Source organism: Rathayibacter oskolensis (assembly GCF_900177245.1).
In the GTDB taxonomy this organism is placed as follows: Bacteria; Actinomycetota; Actinomycetes; order Actinomycetales; family Microbacteriaceae; genus Rathayibacter; species Rathayibacter oskolensis.
This window is the reverse complement of the sequence record NZ_FXBM01000002.1, coordinates 1,061,076-1,075,180: the sequence shown is the minus strand read 5'-3', so window position 1 is coordinate 1,075,180 and position 14,105 is coordinate 1,061,076. Positions and strand designations below refer to the sequence as shown.

The following is a 14,105-nucleotide window of genomic DNA, read 5'->3' as shown; positions in this document are numbered from 1 at the left end:
CGGCGGGATCCGCCTCTTTCGACCACGGCACGCGGTCGGCCGGCATCGGCGGGACAGCGCGTGGCGATCGGGCCGGTCGGGCACCGGGCGACCTAACCTAGAACCCATGGCCAGATCCCATCTCACTCTAGCCGCGCTGGCCACTTCGGCCGTCGAAGGCCTCGACGTCCGCACCGCGCGCCCGTTCACCCACTCGACGCACGGCGACTTCGACTCGGCGCTCCTGACGACGCGCGAGGGGGCCCGGTTGATCGTGAGGGTGCCCACCTCGCCGCTCGCCGAGCAGGAGCAGCTCGGTGATCTGGTCGCGCTGCGCGCACTGACCGCCGGGATCCGCAGCCGCCTGCCGTTCGACCTGCAGGCCAGCGTCGGCCAGGCGCCCTTCGACGGCACTCGCGCCGTCGTCTACGAGTACCTCGACGGCGACCGCGTGCTGATCGACGATGTGGCCGCCTCGAGCGGGCTCGCCGACTCCGTCGGGCGGGCGATCGGCGCTATCCACTCCCTGCCGGCCTCGTTCGTCCAGGAGGCGGGACTCCCCGTCTCGTCGGCCCGCGACAGCGTGAACGAGACGGTCGCCGTCATCGAGCGCGCCGCCGACACCGGTCACGTGCCGGCCGCGCTCGTCGCGCGCTGGGAGTCGGCCTCGTCGGACGAGTCGCTGTGGCAGTTCGACCCGACGGTCGTGAACGGCTCGATGACCTCCGACTCCTTCCTCCGCTCGGGAGAGGTGGTCACCGCCGTGCTCGGCTGGGCGGCCCTGCGCGTGGGCGATCCCGCCCGCGATCTGCACTGGCTCCTCAGCGCGCCGGGCTCCGGGACGGCTCTGTCGGCCTACTCCCGGATGCGGGCGGGCGCCGTCGACCGCACGATCCGTCAGCGCGCTCAGCTCTACGCCGAGCTCGAGCTCGCGCGCTGGCTCCTGCACGGCACCGAGACGGACGACTCCTCGATCGTCGACGACGCCGTCGGCATGCTCGACACCCTCGTCGACAGCGTTCTGGGCGATCTGTCGGCCCCGCTGTCGACCGACACCGGCCCCGTGCTCGAGGTCTCGGAGGTGGAGGAGCTGCTGAACCGCACCCCCGGTGCTCGCACCGGCTCCTCCGCTCACGGCCGCGGGCTCGCTCCCGTCGCCGAGGACAGCGACTCCGAGAGCTCCCGCTCGGAGTAGAACCGCTCCGGGCGCAGCACGAGGTCGTCGGCGACGAAGTAGAAGACGGCGTCGACGCTCTCGAGCGGGACGCCCCTCCAGTGCGAGAAGGCCAGGCGGTAGAGCGCGAGCTGGAACTGCTTCAGCTCGAGGTCGGCCGCGTCCTTCGGCACGCGCCCGGTCTTCCAGTCCACGATCTGGTAGCCGTCGCCCGCCGGGTAGACGGCGTCGAGCTTGCAGACGACGACGTGACCGGCGAGCTGCAGGTGGATCTCGATCTCGACGGCCTCCGGGCGCCGATCGGCCCACTCCGAGCGCTCGAAGGTCTCGATCAGGCGCGCGAGAGCCTCCTGCTCGGGGGCGGAGTCGCCCGCGTCGTCGAGCTCATCGGGGAAGGTGTCGACCGCTTCGGTCGCGCCCTGGACGCCGAACCGGTTCTCTACCCAGGAGTGGAAGGTCGTGCCGAGGCGGGTCTGCCGGTAGGGCCGCTCGGGCATCGGCCGGCGCAGCTGCGCGGTCACTTCGGCCGGGCTGCTCACGATGTCCTTGAACCGCGAGGCGGGGATCCTGGTCGGGAGGGCGACGCGCTCGCCGCCGCTCATCCGCACCGCCCGCTCGGCCAGCAGGAGGCGGATGTCGTCGCCGCGGGCGCCGAGGAGGGCGGGCTCGGCGACCGCGACGCGCTCGGCCGCCGCTCGCACGCGGTCGCCCCGGGTGCCGAGGGGGTCGTGCGGCCAGCGGAAGGTGCGGGGAGCCTGCTCGAGGGGGTTCTCGAGGTTCTGCGGCTCCGCCGGGAGCTCCGGGATCGTTCCGGCCTCGGCGAGGTCGCGGAGGAACACCCCCGGCCCCCTCGGCTTCGTCTGGCCCGCCCACCACGAGCCGCTCAGGAGCAGGCGGTGACGGGCGCGGGTGACGGCGACGTAGGCGAGCCGGCGCTCCTCCGACTCGTTGCGCTCGCGGAGGGTGTCGCCGAAGTCGACCATCGCGTCGACGAACTCCTTCTGCGTCTCGCACGACCGCCAGGCGAGGTCGGGCAGCTCAGCGGCGTCGCCGCGGAACGCGTAGGGCATGGCGCCGAGGCGGACCCAGCCGCGGAAGCCCTCGATCGGAGTACCGGGGAGCTCTCCGTCGACCAGGCGCGGAACCGCCACGAGATCCCATTCGAGTCCCTTCGAACCGTGGATGGTGAGCAGCTGGACGGTACCGGGCTCGGGATCCTCCGGTCGGGGGGCGAGACCGTCGCGCTTGTCGGCCAGGACCAGCCACCGGAGGAAACCGCGCAGGGACGACCCCGTCCCGGCGCCGCGGTCGTCGGTCTGCAGATAGCCGGCCACCGCCTCGCGGAACGCCTCGAGGTTCGCGCGGCCGTCGCCTCGAGTCTCGTTCGCCTCCACCTCGATGTCGAGGCCGAGCTCCTGCTCGACGAGGGTGACGAAGTCGAGCAGATCGAGGCCGGCGCGGGCCCGGAGGCGCGCGAACAGGTCACCCGCGTCGCGGAGGCGCCGGAGCCCCTCGTCGCTGAAACCGGAGAGGGCCGAGTGGTCGATCCGGCCGTCCTCCCCCGGCCTCCGCGAGGCGATGAAGTCGAGAGCCTCGACGATCGACCCGCCCTCGCCCTCGGTGACGGAGGCGCGCATCCGCTCGCGGACCTCCTCGGGCAGCAGCCGGTGGGCGTGGTCGCGCGAGGCGAGCCAGGAGGAGAGGTCGCGCAGCGCGCGCAGGTCGCGCACGCCGATCCGCCAGCGCGCGCCGGCCAGGAGGCGGACGAGCTCGCTGCCCGCCGCCGGGTCCTCGACGACGGTGAGCGCCGCGACGAGATCGGCGATCTCGGGCTGACGCAGCAGGCCGCCGATGCCCAGGATGTGGTAGCGGACGCCGTGCCGGGAGAGGGCGGCGGCGAAGCGGTCCATGTGCGCGCGCACCCGGAACAGCGCCGCGGCCGACGGGGGCTCCTCGCTCTCGGCGATGCGGCCGGCGAACCAGCGGGCGACGTCGTCGGCCTCCTCGTCGATGGTCTCGGGGAAGGTCAGCTCGACGGGGTGCCCGCTCGCTCCCGGTCCGGCGGCGAGCCGGTCGACCGGCACGGCACCGCCCACCGCGAGCGGAGCGACGACGGCGTTCGCCGCGGCGAGGATCCCGTGGCCGTTGCGCCAGCTCGTCGAGAGCGAGAAGCGCGACGCGGAGCCGAAGTCGACGGCGAACCGACCGAGGCCCTCGGCGCTGGCCCCCCGCCAGCCGTAGATGGACTGATGCGGATCGCCGACGGCCATCACTCCCTGACCCTCGAAGAGCCGGGCGAGCAGGCGGGTCTGCAGCACCGAGGTGTCCTGGTACTCGTCCAGCAGGACGACGCGGTAGCGGGCGCGGTGCTCGTCGACGATCCGCGGGACGCGCTCGAGGATGCTCAGCGCGAGGGCGACCTGGTCCGAGAACTCGACGAAGCCGCGCTCGGCCTTCGCCTCCTGGAACCGCTCGGCGAGCGCCGTCAGCACCGGCAGCGCGCCGACCGACTGCAGCGCCTTCTCGAGGTCGCGGTACATCCCGGAGCCGCTCGAACCGCGCGGCAGTTCGCCGAGCCGGAGGAAGTCCTCGGCGAAGGCCGAGACCTCCGCCGGGTCGGCGAGGTTGTCGGCGAGGTCGTGCGCGAGCGAGACGGTGAGGTCGGTCAGTCGGTCGATGCCCGCCTCGACCTCGAGGATCCGCGGGTCGGCGGTGTCGGCGACGACTCCTCGCGCGAGATGCCAGGCGGACGCCTCCGAGAGGACGGTCGCGTCGCCCTCGCGGCCGATGAGCGCCGCGTTGTCGCGGAAGATCGTGTTGGCGAAGGCGTTGTAGGTGGAGACGGTCGCGGCCTCGAACGGGTCGGGCTCGGTCTGGCCCTCCGCGAGGGGCAGCAGCCCGGCGGCGCCGAGCTGGTCGATGCGGCGCCCGATCCGCTCGCCGAGCTCGGCGGCGGCCTTGCGGGTGAACGTCAGCCCGAGCACCTCGGACGGTGCGGCGAGCCCGTTGGCGAGCAGCCACAGCACGCGGTTCGCCATCGTCTCGGTCTTGCCGCTGCCGGCCCCCGCGACCACGAGCGCGGGGGCGAGCGGGGCTTCGATCACGGCGCGCTGCTCGGCCGTGGGCGGGCGCAGCTCGAGGCGCTCGGCGATGGTCAGGGCGTCGATCACGGGGAGGCCTCCTCATCGGCGGCAGCGGGTTCGTCGTCGTCGTCAGGAGCGTCGGGGTCGTCGAGCCTCAGGAGGCCGTCGCCCGACACCTCCGGGACGGCGTGGATCCGGTAGCGCAGCGCGTCGCCCGGCGAGAAGGGCACCGCGTCGAGGAGTCCGGAGAACTCGGCCGCCGCCATCCCCGCCGCCGCCGCGCGCACGCGCTCCCGCAGCCGCTCGAGCTCGTCCTCGCCGAACCGCGGCTGCTCGACCTCGCGGTAGAGCCGGCCGCGGACCCCTCGGGCGACGAAGAGCAGCTTCGCTCCCCCCTCGGCCGCCGAGCCCGCGGCCTCGATCGCCCCGCTGGCGACCGCCAGCTGATAGCTGCCGAGCTGCGCGTGGTCGGCGATGTCGGCCTGGCGCGGGGTGCTCCTCCCGGTCTTGAGATCGACGATGGTCACCGAGCCGTCGGAGGCGCGCTCGACCCTGTCGATCGAGCCGCGGACCCGCGCAGGAGGCACCTCGATCTCGAACTGCTGCTCGCGGCCGAGCACCACGCTCCCCGCCCGCTCGAAGTCGGCGAGGTACTCGGCGAGCCCCTCCACGAGGCGGCGCGTGGTGCGCCGCTGCCGCTCGCCGAGCCAGGGGGACTCGAAGACGAGCTCGGGCCAGCGCGACTCGAGAGCCGACCAGAGCGCTTCGGCATCGGGGTCTGCGGCGTTCTCGAGCACCCAGTGCACGAGCGTGCCGACCCCCATCGCCGTGCTCGTCGTCGACCCGGAGACCGCATCGACGAACCAGTCCAGCGGCGACTTCTCGAACGCCTCGAGCCGGCTCGGCGACACCGAGACCGGGCGCTCGGGGTCGTCGAGGTCGACGAGCGGCTCGGTCGTCGAGGGCTCGAGCACGCCGTACCACGAGGAGGGATCGGCCCCGGCGACCTCGGCGAGGGTCAGAGCGCGGAGTGCGCGGATCGCCGCGGGTGCCTCCGGCGAACCCGGCGTCGTCGCCGTGCGCCGGAGCCCGGCCACGGCGCCGCGCAGGGTGAGCGGCACGGCCGAGGCGGCATCGAGGCGCGGGGCATCGGGCGGACTCAACCGGAAGAAGAGGGACGGCGTCTCGTCGTCGCCCGCGACGGCGCTGAGCACGAGCTGTCGTCGGGCGCGCGAGGCCGCGAGCGCGAACATCCGCAGCTCGTCGTCGAGGGTCGCCTTGCGGGCGTCGAGGGGCAGAGCACCCTCGCCCCTCGCCGCGCGGACGAGGCCGTCGGGATCCAGCAGCGACCCGCGCTGGCGGAGGTTCGGCCACACGCCGTCCTGCAGGCGGGCGATCACCACCACGTCGAACTCGAGCCCCACCACCGACGACGGCGTGCCGATGAGCACCGCGTCCTCGACGGAGCGCGGGGCGAGCGAGTCCTCGGGGACCTCGGCCTCGAGGATCTCGGTGACGAACCCGCCGGCCGACTCGCCGGTGGCGCGCTCGACGAAGCGGCGAGCCGCGCTGAAGAGGGCGACGACACCGTCGAGATTGCGGTTCGCCTCGGCCGCCGTGAGACCGGTGCCGAACGAGAGCTCCCTCCAGGAGGCGGCCACCCGGCTCGACTCCCACGCCGACCAGAGCAGCTCCTCGATCGAGCCGTTCTCGTCGTGCAGGCGGCGCACCCGGTCGAGGGCGAGCGCGAGCCGCTCGGCCTGCCTGGCCGGTGCCGAGTCGATGGTGGCGAAGCGGCCGGGAGCCGCCAGCGCTTCGACGAGCAGCGGATTGCTCGCGCGGATGCCGCCGGCGGCGAGCTCCTCCGCTCGCAGCGCCAGCCGGAGCCGCCGGAGGCCGAGCCGGTCGACGCCGCCGAACGGACCGAGCAGCAGCTCCGCCGCCAGCTCGGCGTCGAGCGGCCGCTCGCCGATGGCCGCGCCCACCAGGACGAGCAGCGCGCGAGCGGCGTGGTCGTCGCGCAGCGCCCGGCCGGCGAGCACCGACCGCGTGGGGACCTCGGCGACCGCGAGCGCCTTGACGAGCGGCTGCACCGCCGCACCGGAGCGGACCACGACCGCCATCCGCCGCCACGGCACCCCGTCGCGCAGCCGACGCTCGCGCAGGAGCCGCGCGATGGTCGCCGCCTCGCGCGCCGGGGTGGGGGCGTGCAGGACGAGCACCGGCTCGGGCGCCCCCTCGGCGTCGGGCTCGGTCGCGACGGCGCGCTGCCGGCCGGCCGCCGCCGTGCCGATGCGCTGCGTCGCCGCGGCCACGAGCGCGCGCAGCCCCGCGTCGTGCCGGTGGACGCGGCCGAGGACGAGCGTCAGGGCGTCGGCCACGCCGATGCTGCTCGCGAAGCGGCCGAGAGTGTCGGAGGCGGCGCCGCGGTAGGCGCTCGTCGCCACGTCGGGATCACCGAACGCGATGACGCTCACCCCGCGTTCGGCGAGGGCGCGCAACAGCACGACGGTCGACTCGCTCGCCTCCTGCATGTCGTCGACCACCACGAGGCGGAGCCCCGCGATGCGCTCGCCTCCCCCGCCGCCGCGGACGGCCTCTGCGGCGAAGGCGGCGAACTCGGCGGCGTCGAGGCGGGTGCCGGTCTCGGGGGCCATCCAGTCGACGACGTCGCGGAACTCGTCGAGCACCGCGGCCGCGGCCGCCCACTCGCCGCGGTCGGCGTCGATCGCCAGAGCGCGCACCGCCGTGGAGTCGAGCCCGTGCTCGGTCGCCCGCATGCCGAACTCGCGCAGCTCGGTGCGGAAGGCGCGGAGCCGGAGCACCTCGGGAGCGAACTCCTCCGGCCAGCGCGGGCCGGTCCCCTCCTCGAGGTGCCCCTCGATCAGCTCCGACAGGATCGCGTCCTGCTCGCCCCCCGTGAGCAGGGTCGGGCGCTGGAGACCCAGCTCCTTCGCGGAGGCGGTCACCGCCTCGAACGCCAGCGACGTCGCGGTGCGCGCCAGGGGGCCGAGGGTCGGCACGTCGAGCCGGAGCGCGAGCACGTCGCGCAGGGCCGTCGCGGCGGTGCGGCTCGCCGCCAGGACGACCACCGACTCCGGCGGGTAGCCGCGCTCGAGCACGCGCTCGGCGACGAGCTCGACGATCGTCGTCGTCTTGCCGGAGCCCGGAGCGCCGAGCACGGCGGCGCTCCGCCCGTCCGGCAGCTCGAGCACTGCGCGCTGGGAGGCGTCGAGCGTCGCGCCGGCAGGCTCCGCCGAGCCCTCGGCCGTCGCGGCGGAGGGGGCTGCTGGGGATCCGGGAGCGCTCACGCGACCACGCTAACGAACACGTCCGACACTCCTCCGCCGCCCCGCGAGGTCGCGCTCGGCGGGCGGTCCGCTCAGCGCGAAACCGGCGTCGGCGCCCTCGTGCGGTGCCGTATCGTGACGGACACGTCCCCTCCCGAAAGGCACTGCTGGTGGAAATCCGTATCGGAATCGTCAACACCCCGCGCGAGCTCAACTTCGAGTCCTCGATGTCCGTGACCGAGGTCGAGAAGACGGTGACCGGCGCTCTCGAGGCCGGCACCAAGGTCCTCCGCCTGCGCGATGAGAAGGGCAAGATCTACATCATCCCGACCGAGACCATCGCCTTCGTCGAGGTCGGCTCCGAGGAGTCCCGCCGCGTCGGCTTCGTCGCCTGATCCCCCGCTCGTCGAGACCGGCATGGAACTCCTCTTCGTCACTCTCGGCGGCGTCCTCCTCGGGCTCGCCGCGCGCTACGGCCTCCCGCACCGCGACCTGCACGGGTCGGTGCTGGTGCCGGCGCTCGGCGGCATCGTCGCGGCCGTCGTCTGGGTCGTTCTGACCTGGGCGGGGCTGGCCTGGGACGGCGGCCTGATCTGGGTGATCACCCTGGCGCTCGCCGCGGTCGTCGTCCTCGTGGTCGACCTCCGTCTCGGTCGCGCCCGGTCGCGTCGCGATCACACCGCCCTCGAGGCCATGCTGGCCGGCAGGGTCGCTCCCTAGCCGGCCCGCTCGGCCCTAGGCGGTCAGTCCGAGCGCGTCCATCCTCCGCGTGTGCGAGGCGATGAGCTCGGTGAAGACCGGCTCGATGCGCGACTCGTCGGAGTCGTGATTTCCGGAGCCCATCAGGGCCGACCGGGCCACCAGCAGCGTGTCGCCGACCAGGCGACGCCCCCAGACCGCCAGCCGCGACCCGAGCTTCTGATCGGCCGCGATCTCGCGGCGGAGGATCGCGACCAGGCCGTCGACGCCGGTGTCGGCTCCGAGGGTCTGCGCGATGCGCGGCCCCACGTCGTTGGGCAGCCCGCCGGTCAGACGGATGAAGAAGTCGTCGAGGAGCCCCGCGGTGATGTAGGCCGACAGGAGCGTCTCGTGCAGATCGGCTCCCCGCGTGAGCCGCTCGAAGGTGTCGATCGCCGGGCGGAACGGTGCCATCGCCTCCCCCGGCTCGACGTCGCGGCGGCGGAGCTCGGCGACGACGGCGTGGTGCTTCGCGAGCGCCGTGCCCGCAGCGGCCGAGATCGCCTCCTTGTCGGCGAGGTCGTCGGTCGACGCGACGGCGCGGGCGAGCGCCTCGAACACGGCGAGCTGCAGGTAGGCGACCTGGCCGAGGTAGGGCAGCAGCTCCGGAGTGAGGTCCGCCAGATCGACGCGGTCCCGCTTCGTCGAGGACTCCCCGCGCGGGGTCAGGCGAGGCGTGTCACCCAGGGGACGTCGACGTCGGAACCAGGCTGCCATCCGATCAGCATAGAGCGAGCCCCTGGCCGCCTACGGGCCCCGAGAGGCGGGTGCCGGTAGACTCGCCGGGACGTCACCGGCGCTGGATCGGTGACCTAAGCGCCCGGAGTCGTACAGGGCGTGGACCGTACAAGACGTAAGGCGCTTCCCTCCCGTGACTTTCTCCGATCTGAACATCGACGACGACATCGTCGCCGCACTCGCGTCCAAGGGCATCCTCGAGCCGTTCCCCATCCAGGAGCAGACGATCCCCCTGGCCCTGCAGAAGCAGGACATCATCGGCCAGGCCAAGACCGGCACCGGCAAGACCTTCGGCTTCGGGCTCCCCCTGATCCAGGCTCTGGGCACCGACCCGGAGCCCGGGGTCAAGGCGCTCATCGTCGTCCCGACGCGCGAGCTCGCCGTCCAGGTCACCGAGGACATCGAGCTGGCCGCCTCGAACCGGCCGACCAAGATCGTCTCGATCTACGGCGGCAAGGCCTACGAGGGCCAGATCGAGCAGCTCAAGGCGGGCGCGCAGATCGTCGTCGGCACGCCCGGCCGACTGCTCGACCTCGCCGGCCAGCGCCTGCTGTCGCTCGCGAACGTGCAGGTGATGGTGCTCGACGAGGCCGACAAGATGCTCGATCTCGGCTTCCTCTCGGACATCGAGAAGCTCTTCGCCCAGACTCCCGCCAACCGGCACACCATGCTCTTCTCGGCGACGATGCCGGGCGCGATCGTGGCGCTCGCGCGCCGCTTCATGAACAAGCCGATCCACATCCGCGCGACGGACCCCGACGAGGGCATCACGCAGGCCAACATCAAGCACATCGTCTACCGCGCGCACTCGCTCGACAAGGACGAGGTGATCGCCCGCATCCTGCAGTCGGAGGGTCGCGGCAAGACGGTCATCTTCACGCGGACCAAGCGCGCGGCGGCCCGCATCGTCGAGGAGCTGAACGATCGCGGCTTCAACGCGGCCGCGGTGCACGGCGACCTCAACCAGGAGCAGCGCGAGCGGGCGATGGCGGCGTTCAAGGCCGGCAAGAAGGACATCCTGATCGCGACCGACGTCGCCGCGCGAGGCATCGACGTCAACGACGTCACCCACGTGATCAACCACACGATCCCCGACGACGACCAGACCTACCTGCACCGCGTGGGCCGCACCGGCCGCGCGGGAAAGACGGGCATCGCGGTCACGTTCGTCGACTGGGAGGACCTGCACAAGTGGGCCCTGATCAACCGCGCGCTCGAGTTCGGGCAGCCGGACCCGGTCGAGACCTACTCCTCGTCGCCGCACCTCTACACCGACCTCGACATCCCCGTCGGGACGAAGGGCCGCCTGAAGCCCACCCCGATCCCCGCGGAGGCGAAGGCCGACGCGCGCCCCGAGCGCTCGACGCGTCAGCGCGAGCCGCGAGAGCCGCGTCGTCGCACCCGGTCCGAGCACGCCGAGGTCGCCGCTCCCCAGACGGGCCCGGCTCCCTCGAGCGAGAGCAAGGAGCACCACGACGGCAACAGCGCCCCGCGCCGCCGCACCCGCTCGCGCAACCGCGCCCCGCGCCCGGACGGCCAGGCCTAGGCTCCGGTCCGCCCGCGGGGGCCCGGCAGCCCGAGCGGCCCGGGTCAGCCGCGGGCGGAGGCGCGGATCGCGTCGACCGTCGCGCGGTCGGTCGTGTTCTCGCCCAGGCGGTTCGGCTTGCCCGTGCCGTGGTAGTCGCTCGATCCCGTCGTGACGAGGGAGTAGCGGGCGGCGAGCTCGCGGAGCCTCCGCTTGCCGTCGCGGGTGTTCTCGCGATGCTCGACCTCGAGCCCGAAGAGCCCCGCGTCGACGAGGTCCGGGAGCATCGACTCGACCGCGATCCCGCGCGAGCTCGCAGCGGGGTGCGCGATCACGGGTACTCCGCCGGCCGCTCGCACGAGGCGGACGGCGTCGACCGGATCGGGCGCGTAGTGCGGGCGGTAGTAGCCCCCGCGCCAGTCGAGGATCCCGGCGAACGCGGCCGAGCGGTCGGTGGCGAGCCCCCGCGCGACCAGCGCGTCCGCGATGTGCGGACGCCCGATGGTGGACCCGGGGCTCGTCTGCGCGAGGACGTCGTCCCAGGTGAGGTCGTAGTCGGCGCCGATCGCGGTGACGATCGCCTCCGCGCGGTGCATCCGCTCCGTCCTGATCCTGGCGGTCTCGGCGAGCAGGCCCGCGTCGGTCGGATCCACCAGGTACGCCAGCACGTGCACGCTCGCCCACCCGGCTCGGGACGACAGCTCCATGCCCGGGAGGAGCTCGATCCCCGCCTCCTCGGCGGCGACGCGGGCGGCCGCCCAGCCGCCGGTGGAGTCGTGATCGGTGAGGGCGACCCCACTCAGGCCCGCCGCCGCGGCCGCGCGCACGAGCACGTCGGGGGTCTCGGTGCCGTCGGAGACGAGGGAGTGGGTGTGGAGGTCGAACCCGCCTCCCGCGACATGCATGCGCTCCATCGTAGACGCGCGTCCTGCGGGCCCTCGCGGGCGCATGCCCTAGCCTGAGCCGGGATGGGCACGAGACTGGTGAAGTTCGCGGTGGCGGCCGCGGTGGCGGTCGTGCTGATCGTGGCGGCGGCCCCCGGCTTCTTCGGGATCGTCAGGGAGGCGCCCTTCGCGCAGCTGGTCTCGTTCCGCCTGGCGGGCGGCCTCGGCGCCGTCGCCGTCGCCGTGGTCCTCCTGGTCATCGCCGTCCTGGTGCGGCCGATCCGGCGACTCGCCCTGGGCATCGCCGCTCTCGGAGTCGCATTCGCCCTCGTCCTCGCGGGCCTGCAGGCGGTGCGGGGCTTCGACTCCTCCCCGCCCCGCGCCCACCGTCTGGCCGACCTGCGCGTGCTCAGCTGGAACGTGCTCGACTCGGTCCCCGTCGACACGATCGCGGCGGTCGCGACCGAGAACGCCGTCGACGCACTGGCTCTCGTCGAGGTGTCGCAGGGTCCGGCTCAGCAGGTGGCGGACGCGCTCGGCGCCGCGGGCCGGCCGATGACGCTGCACTTCGTCTCGGGAGCGGAGGGGAGCGCCGGAACGGCCCTCCTGCTCGCCACGTCCCTCGGCACCTACGCCGTCGACGCCGAGACGACCCCCACCGGCCTGCTGCCCTCGCTGGTCGCCCGCCCGGACACGTCCGAGCGCCCCGTCATCGCCGCCGTGCACGCGATGCCGCCGGTCCCCGCGCGGATGGACGACTGGAGCAGCGACCTCACGCGACTCGCGGCCCTGTGCAGCACCGAGGACGACATCGTTGTCCTCGGCGACCTCAACTCGACCCTCGACCACTGGACGGGGATCCCGGGCACCGCCGATCTGGGGGCCTGCTCCGACGCGGGTGCGGTCGCGGGCGGCGCCGCGGTGGGAACCTGGCCGACGTCCCTCCCCACGGTCCTCGGCGCCACGATCGACCACGTCCTCTACTCCGGTCGCTGGGACGTCTCGGGCTACGTCGTCCTCGACGGGCACGACGACGACGGGAGCGATCACCGTCCCGTCCTCGCCCAGCTCTCGGTGCGCGGGATGGTCAAGGACTCCTCCTAGGGCGCCGTCCTCGCGAGTTCTCCCCCGCCGACCCGAGAGGCCGGGGTGCTCCGGTCACGGAGGAGGAGAATGGACGCCATGACGAACACGGACGAGCAGACCGCCACCCCGACGCCCGATCCCGGTGCCGCACCGACACCCCGCGCGAGCGCGAACCGCTCGACGACCCCCGCCTCCGACCGGTTCCGCGACTTCATCGCCTCCGGCTGGGCCGACCGCGCCGAGCCCCTCCCCGCTCCTCGCGAGCAGGCCTCCTTCGCCGCCGCCCGTCGCGAGCGCCTCTCCGCCCTGCACACCGGCGTCCGCGTCGTCGTGCCGGCAGGGCGCCTGAAGCAGCGCGCGAACGACACCGACTACCCCTTCCGCGCGCACTCCGCCTTCACCTGGCTCACCGGCTGGGGCGCCGACTCCGAGCCGGGCGCGGTCCTGGTGCTCGAGCCCTCGGGCGCCGGCCACACCGCGACGCTGTACTTCCGCGAGCGCGCCGGGCGCGACTCCGACGAGTTCTACGCCAACTCCGAGATCGGCGAGTTCTGGATCGGGCCGCGCCCCTCGCTCGCGCAGGTCTCGAGCGATCTGGGTCTCGAGGCGCGGGGCATCGACGAGCTCGACGCCGTGCTCGACGCCGGAGGCGACGTGCCGGTCGCCGTGCTGCGCGAGGCCGACCCGCTCGTCACCGGGCGCCTCGCCTCCCGCGACGACACCGCGCGCGACACCGCCCTCGAGCGCGACCTCTCTGAGCTGCGCCTCGTGAAGGACGCGTACGAGATCGCGGAGCTCCGCGCCGCGGTCGCCGCCACGGCCCGCGGCTTCGAGGACGTCGTCGCCGACCTCCCGCGCATCGTCGCCCACGCGCGCGGCGAGCGGCTGATCGAGGGCGTCTTCAACGGGCGCGCCCGCGCAGACGGCAACACCGTCGGCTACGACACGATCGCCGCCGCCGGTGCCCACGCGTGCATCCTGCACTGGACGCGGAACGACGGCCCGGTGCGCCCCGGCGATCTCGTCCTGCTCGATGCCGGCGTCGAGCAGGAGAGCTACTACACCGCCGACATCACCCGCACCTTCCCCGTCGACGGTCGCTACAGCGAGGCCCAGCGCCGGGTGCACGAGACGGTCAGGGAGGCGGCCGACGCGGCGTTCGCGATCGTCCGGCCCGGCATCCGCTTCCGCGAGGTCCACGCCGCCGCGATGGCGGTGATCGCCCGTCGCACCGCCGAGTGGGGTCTGCTCCCCGTGAGCGCCGAGGAGGCCCTCGAGTCCGACAACCAGCAGCACCGCCGCTACATGGTCCACGGCACCAGCCACCACCTCGGTCTCGACGTCCACGACTGCGCCAAGGCGCGCCGCGAGATGTACATCGACGGAGTCGTCGAGGAGGGCATGGTCTTCACGATCGAGCCCGGCCTCTACTTCCAGCCCGACGACCTCACCGTTCCGGAGGAGCTGCGCGGCATCGGCGTGCGGATCGAGGACGACGTGCTCGTGACGGCCGACGGCGCCGAGAACCTCTCGGTCGGCATCCCGCGCACGGCCGACGACATCGAGGCGTGGATGGAGCGACTGGAGCGCTGAGCGCCGGTCCGCCGT

The 14,105-nt window shown here is 73.6% G+C and carries 10 protein-coding genes; 6 read left to right on the top strand and 4 right to left on the bottom strand.

Annotation, left to right across the window (positions count from 1 at the left end; translation table 11 throughout):
• Nucleotides 1-106: 106 nt before the first annotated feature.
• The gene (locus B9Y99_RS14030) at nt 107-1,174 is read left to right on the top strand and encodes a phosphotransferase (RefSeq protein WP_085477161.1); all 1,068 of its coding nucleotides are present in this window, start codon (nt 107-109) and stop codon (nt 1,172-1,174) included.
• Here B9Y99_RS14030 and B9Y99_RS14025 read toward each other — a convergent pair.
• Entirely contained in the window at nt 1,111-4,323 is a 3,213-nt protein-coding gene (locus tag B9Y99_RS14025; RefSeq protein ID WP_085477160.1) for an ATP-dependent helicase, read from the bottom strand. The two genes, B9Y99_RS14030 and B9Y99_RS14025, sit on opposite strands and share 64 nt — an antisense overlap.
• Nucleotides 4,320-7,547, bottom strand: a complete 3,228-nt coding sequence (locus B9Y99_RS14020) for an ATP-dependent DNA helicase (protein WP_085477159.1) — start codon at nt 7,545-7,547, stop codon at nt 4,320-4,322. The genes B9Y99_RS14025 and B9Y99_RS14020 overlap by 4 nt, the downstream gene beginning before the upstream one ends.
• A 149-nt stretch (nt 7,548-7,696) precedes the next feature.
• On the opposite strand from B9Y99_RS14020, the gene B9Y99_RS14015 reads away from it, so the two are divergent.
• Together B9Y99_RS14015 and B9Y99_RS14010 are read left to right on the top strand one after the other, a co-directional pair.
• Nucleotides 7,697-7,921 carry a DUF3107 domain-containing protein gene (locus B9Y99_RS14015; RefSeq protein WP_085477158.1) on the top strand — a complete coding sequence of 75 codons (225 nt, stop codon included), beginning with the start codon at nt 7,697-7,699 and terminating at the stop codon, nt 7,919-7,921.
• A 22-nt stretch (nt 7,922-7,943) separates the two neighbouring features.
• Nucleotides 7,944-8,246, top strand: coding sequence for a hypothetical protein (locus tag B9Y99_RS14010; RefSeq protein WP_085477157.1), 303 nt, complete (start codon nt 7,944-7,946; stop codon nt 8,244-8,246).
• A gap of 15 nt (nt 8,247-8,261) precedes the next feature.
• Here the strand turns inward: B9Y99_RS14010 and B9Y99_RS14005 are convergent, their stop codons facing one another.
• On the bottom strand, nt 8,262-8,981 hold the full coding sequence (locus B9Y99_RS14005; protein WP_085477156.1) for a ferritin-like fold-containing protein: 720 nt from the start codon (nt 8,979-8,981) through the stop codon (nt 8,262-8,264).
• A 154-nt stretch (nt 8,982-9,135) separates the two neighbouring features.
• On the opposite strand from B9Y99_RS14005, the gene B9Y99_RS14000 reads away from it, so the two are divergent.
• On the top strand, nt 9,136-10,548 hold the full coding sequence (locus B9Y99_RS14000; protein ID WP_085477155.1) for a DEAD/DEAH box helicase: 1,413 nt from the start codon (nt 9,136-9,138) through the stop codon (nt 10,546-10,548).
• Between the two features lie 44 nt (nt 10,549-10,592).
• Here the strand turns inward: B9Y99_RS14000 and B9Y99_RS13995 are convergent, their stop codons facing one another.
• On the bottom strand, nt 10,593-11,432 hold the full coding sequence (locus tag B9Y99_RS13995; RefSeq protein ID WP_085477431.1) for a PHP domain-containing protein: 840 nt from the start codon (nt 11,430-11,432) through the stop codon (nt 10,593-10,595).
• 63 nt (nt 11,433-11,495) lie between these two features.
• On the opposite strand from B9Y99_RS13995, the gene B9Y99_RS13990 reads away from it, so the two are divergent.
• On the top strand, nt 11,496-12,515 hold the full coding sequence (locus tag B9Y99_RS13990; RefSeq protein WP_085477154.1) for an endonuclease/exonuclease/phosphatase family protein: 1,020 nt from the start codon (nt 11,496-11,498) through the stop codon (nt 12,513-12,515).
• 78 nt (nt 12,516-12,593) lie between these two features.
• Nucleotides 12,594-14,090, top strand: a complete 1,497-nt coding sequence (locus B9Y99_RS13985) for an aminopeptidase P family protein (protein ID WP_244274922.1) — start codon at nt 12,594-12,596, stop codon at nt 14,088-14,090.
• The last annotated feature ends 15 nt before the right edge of the window (nt 14,091-14,105 follow it).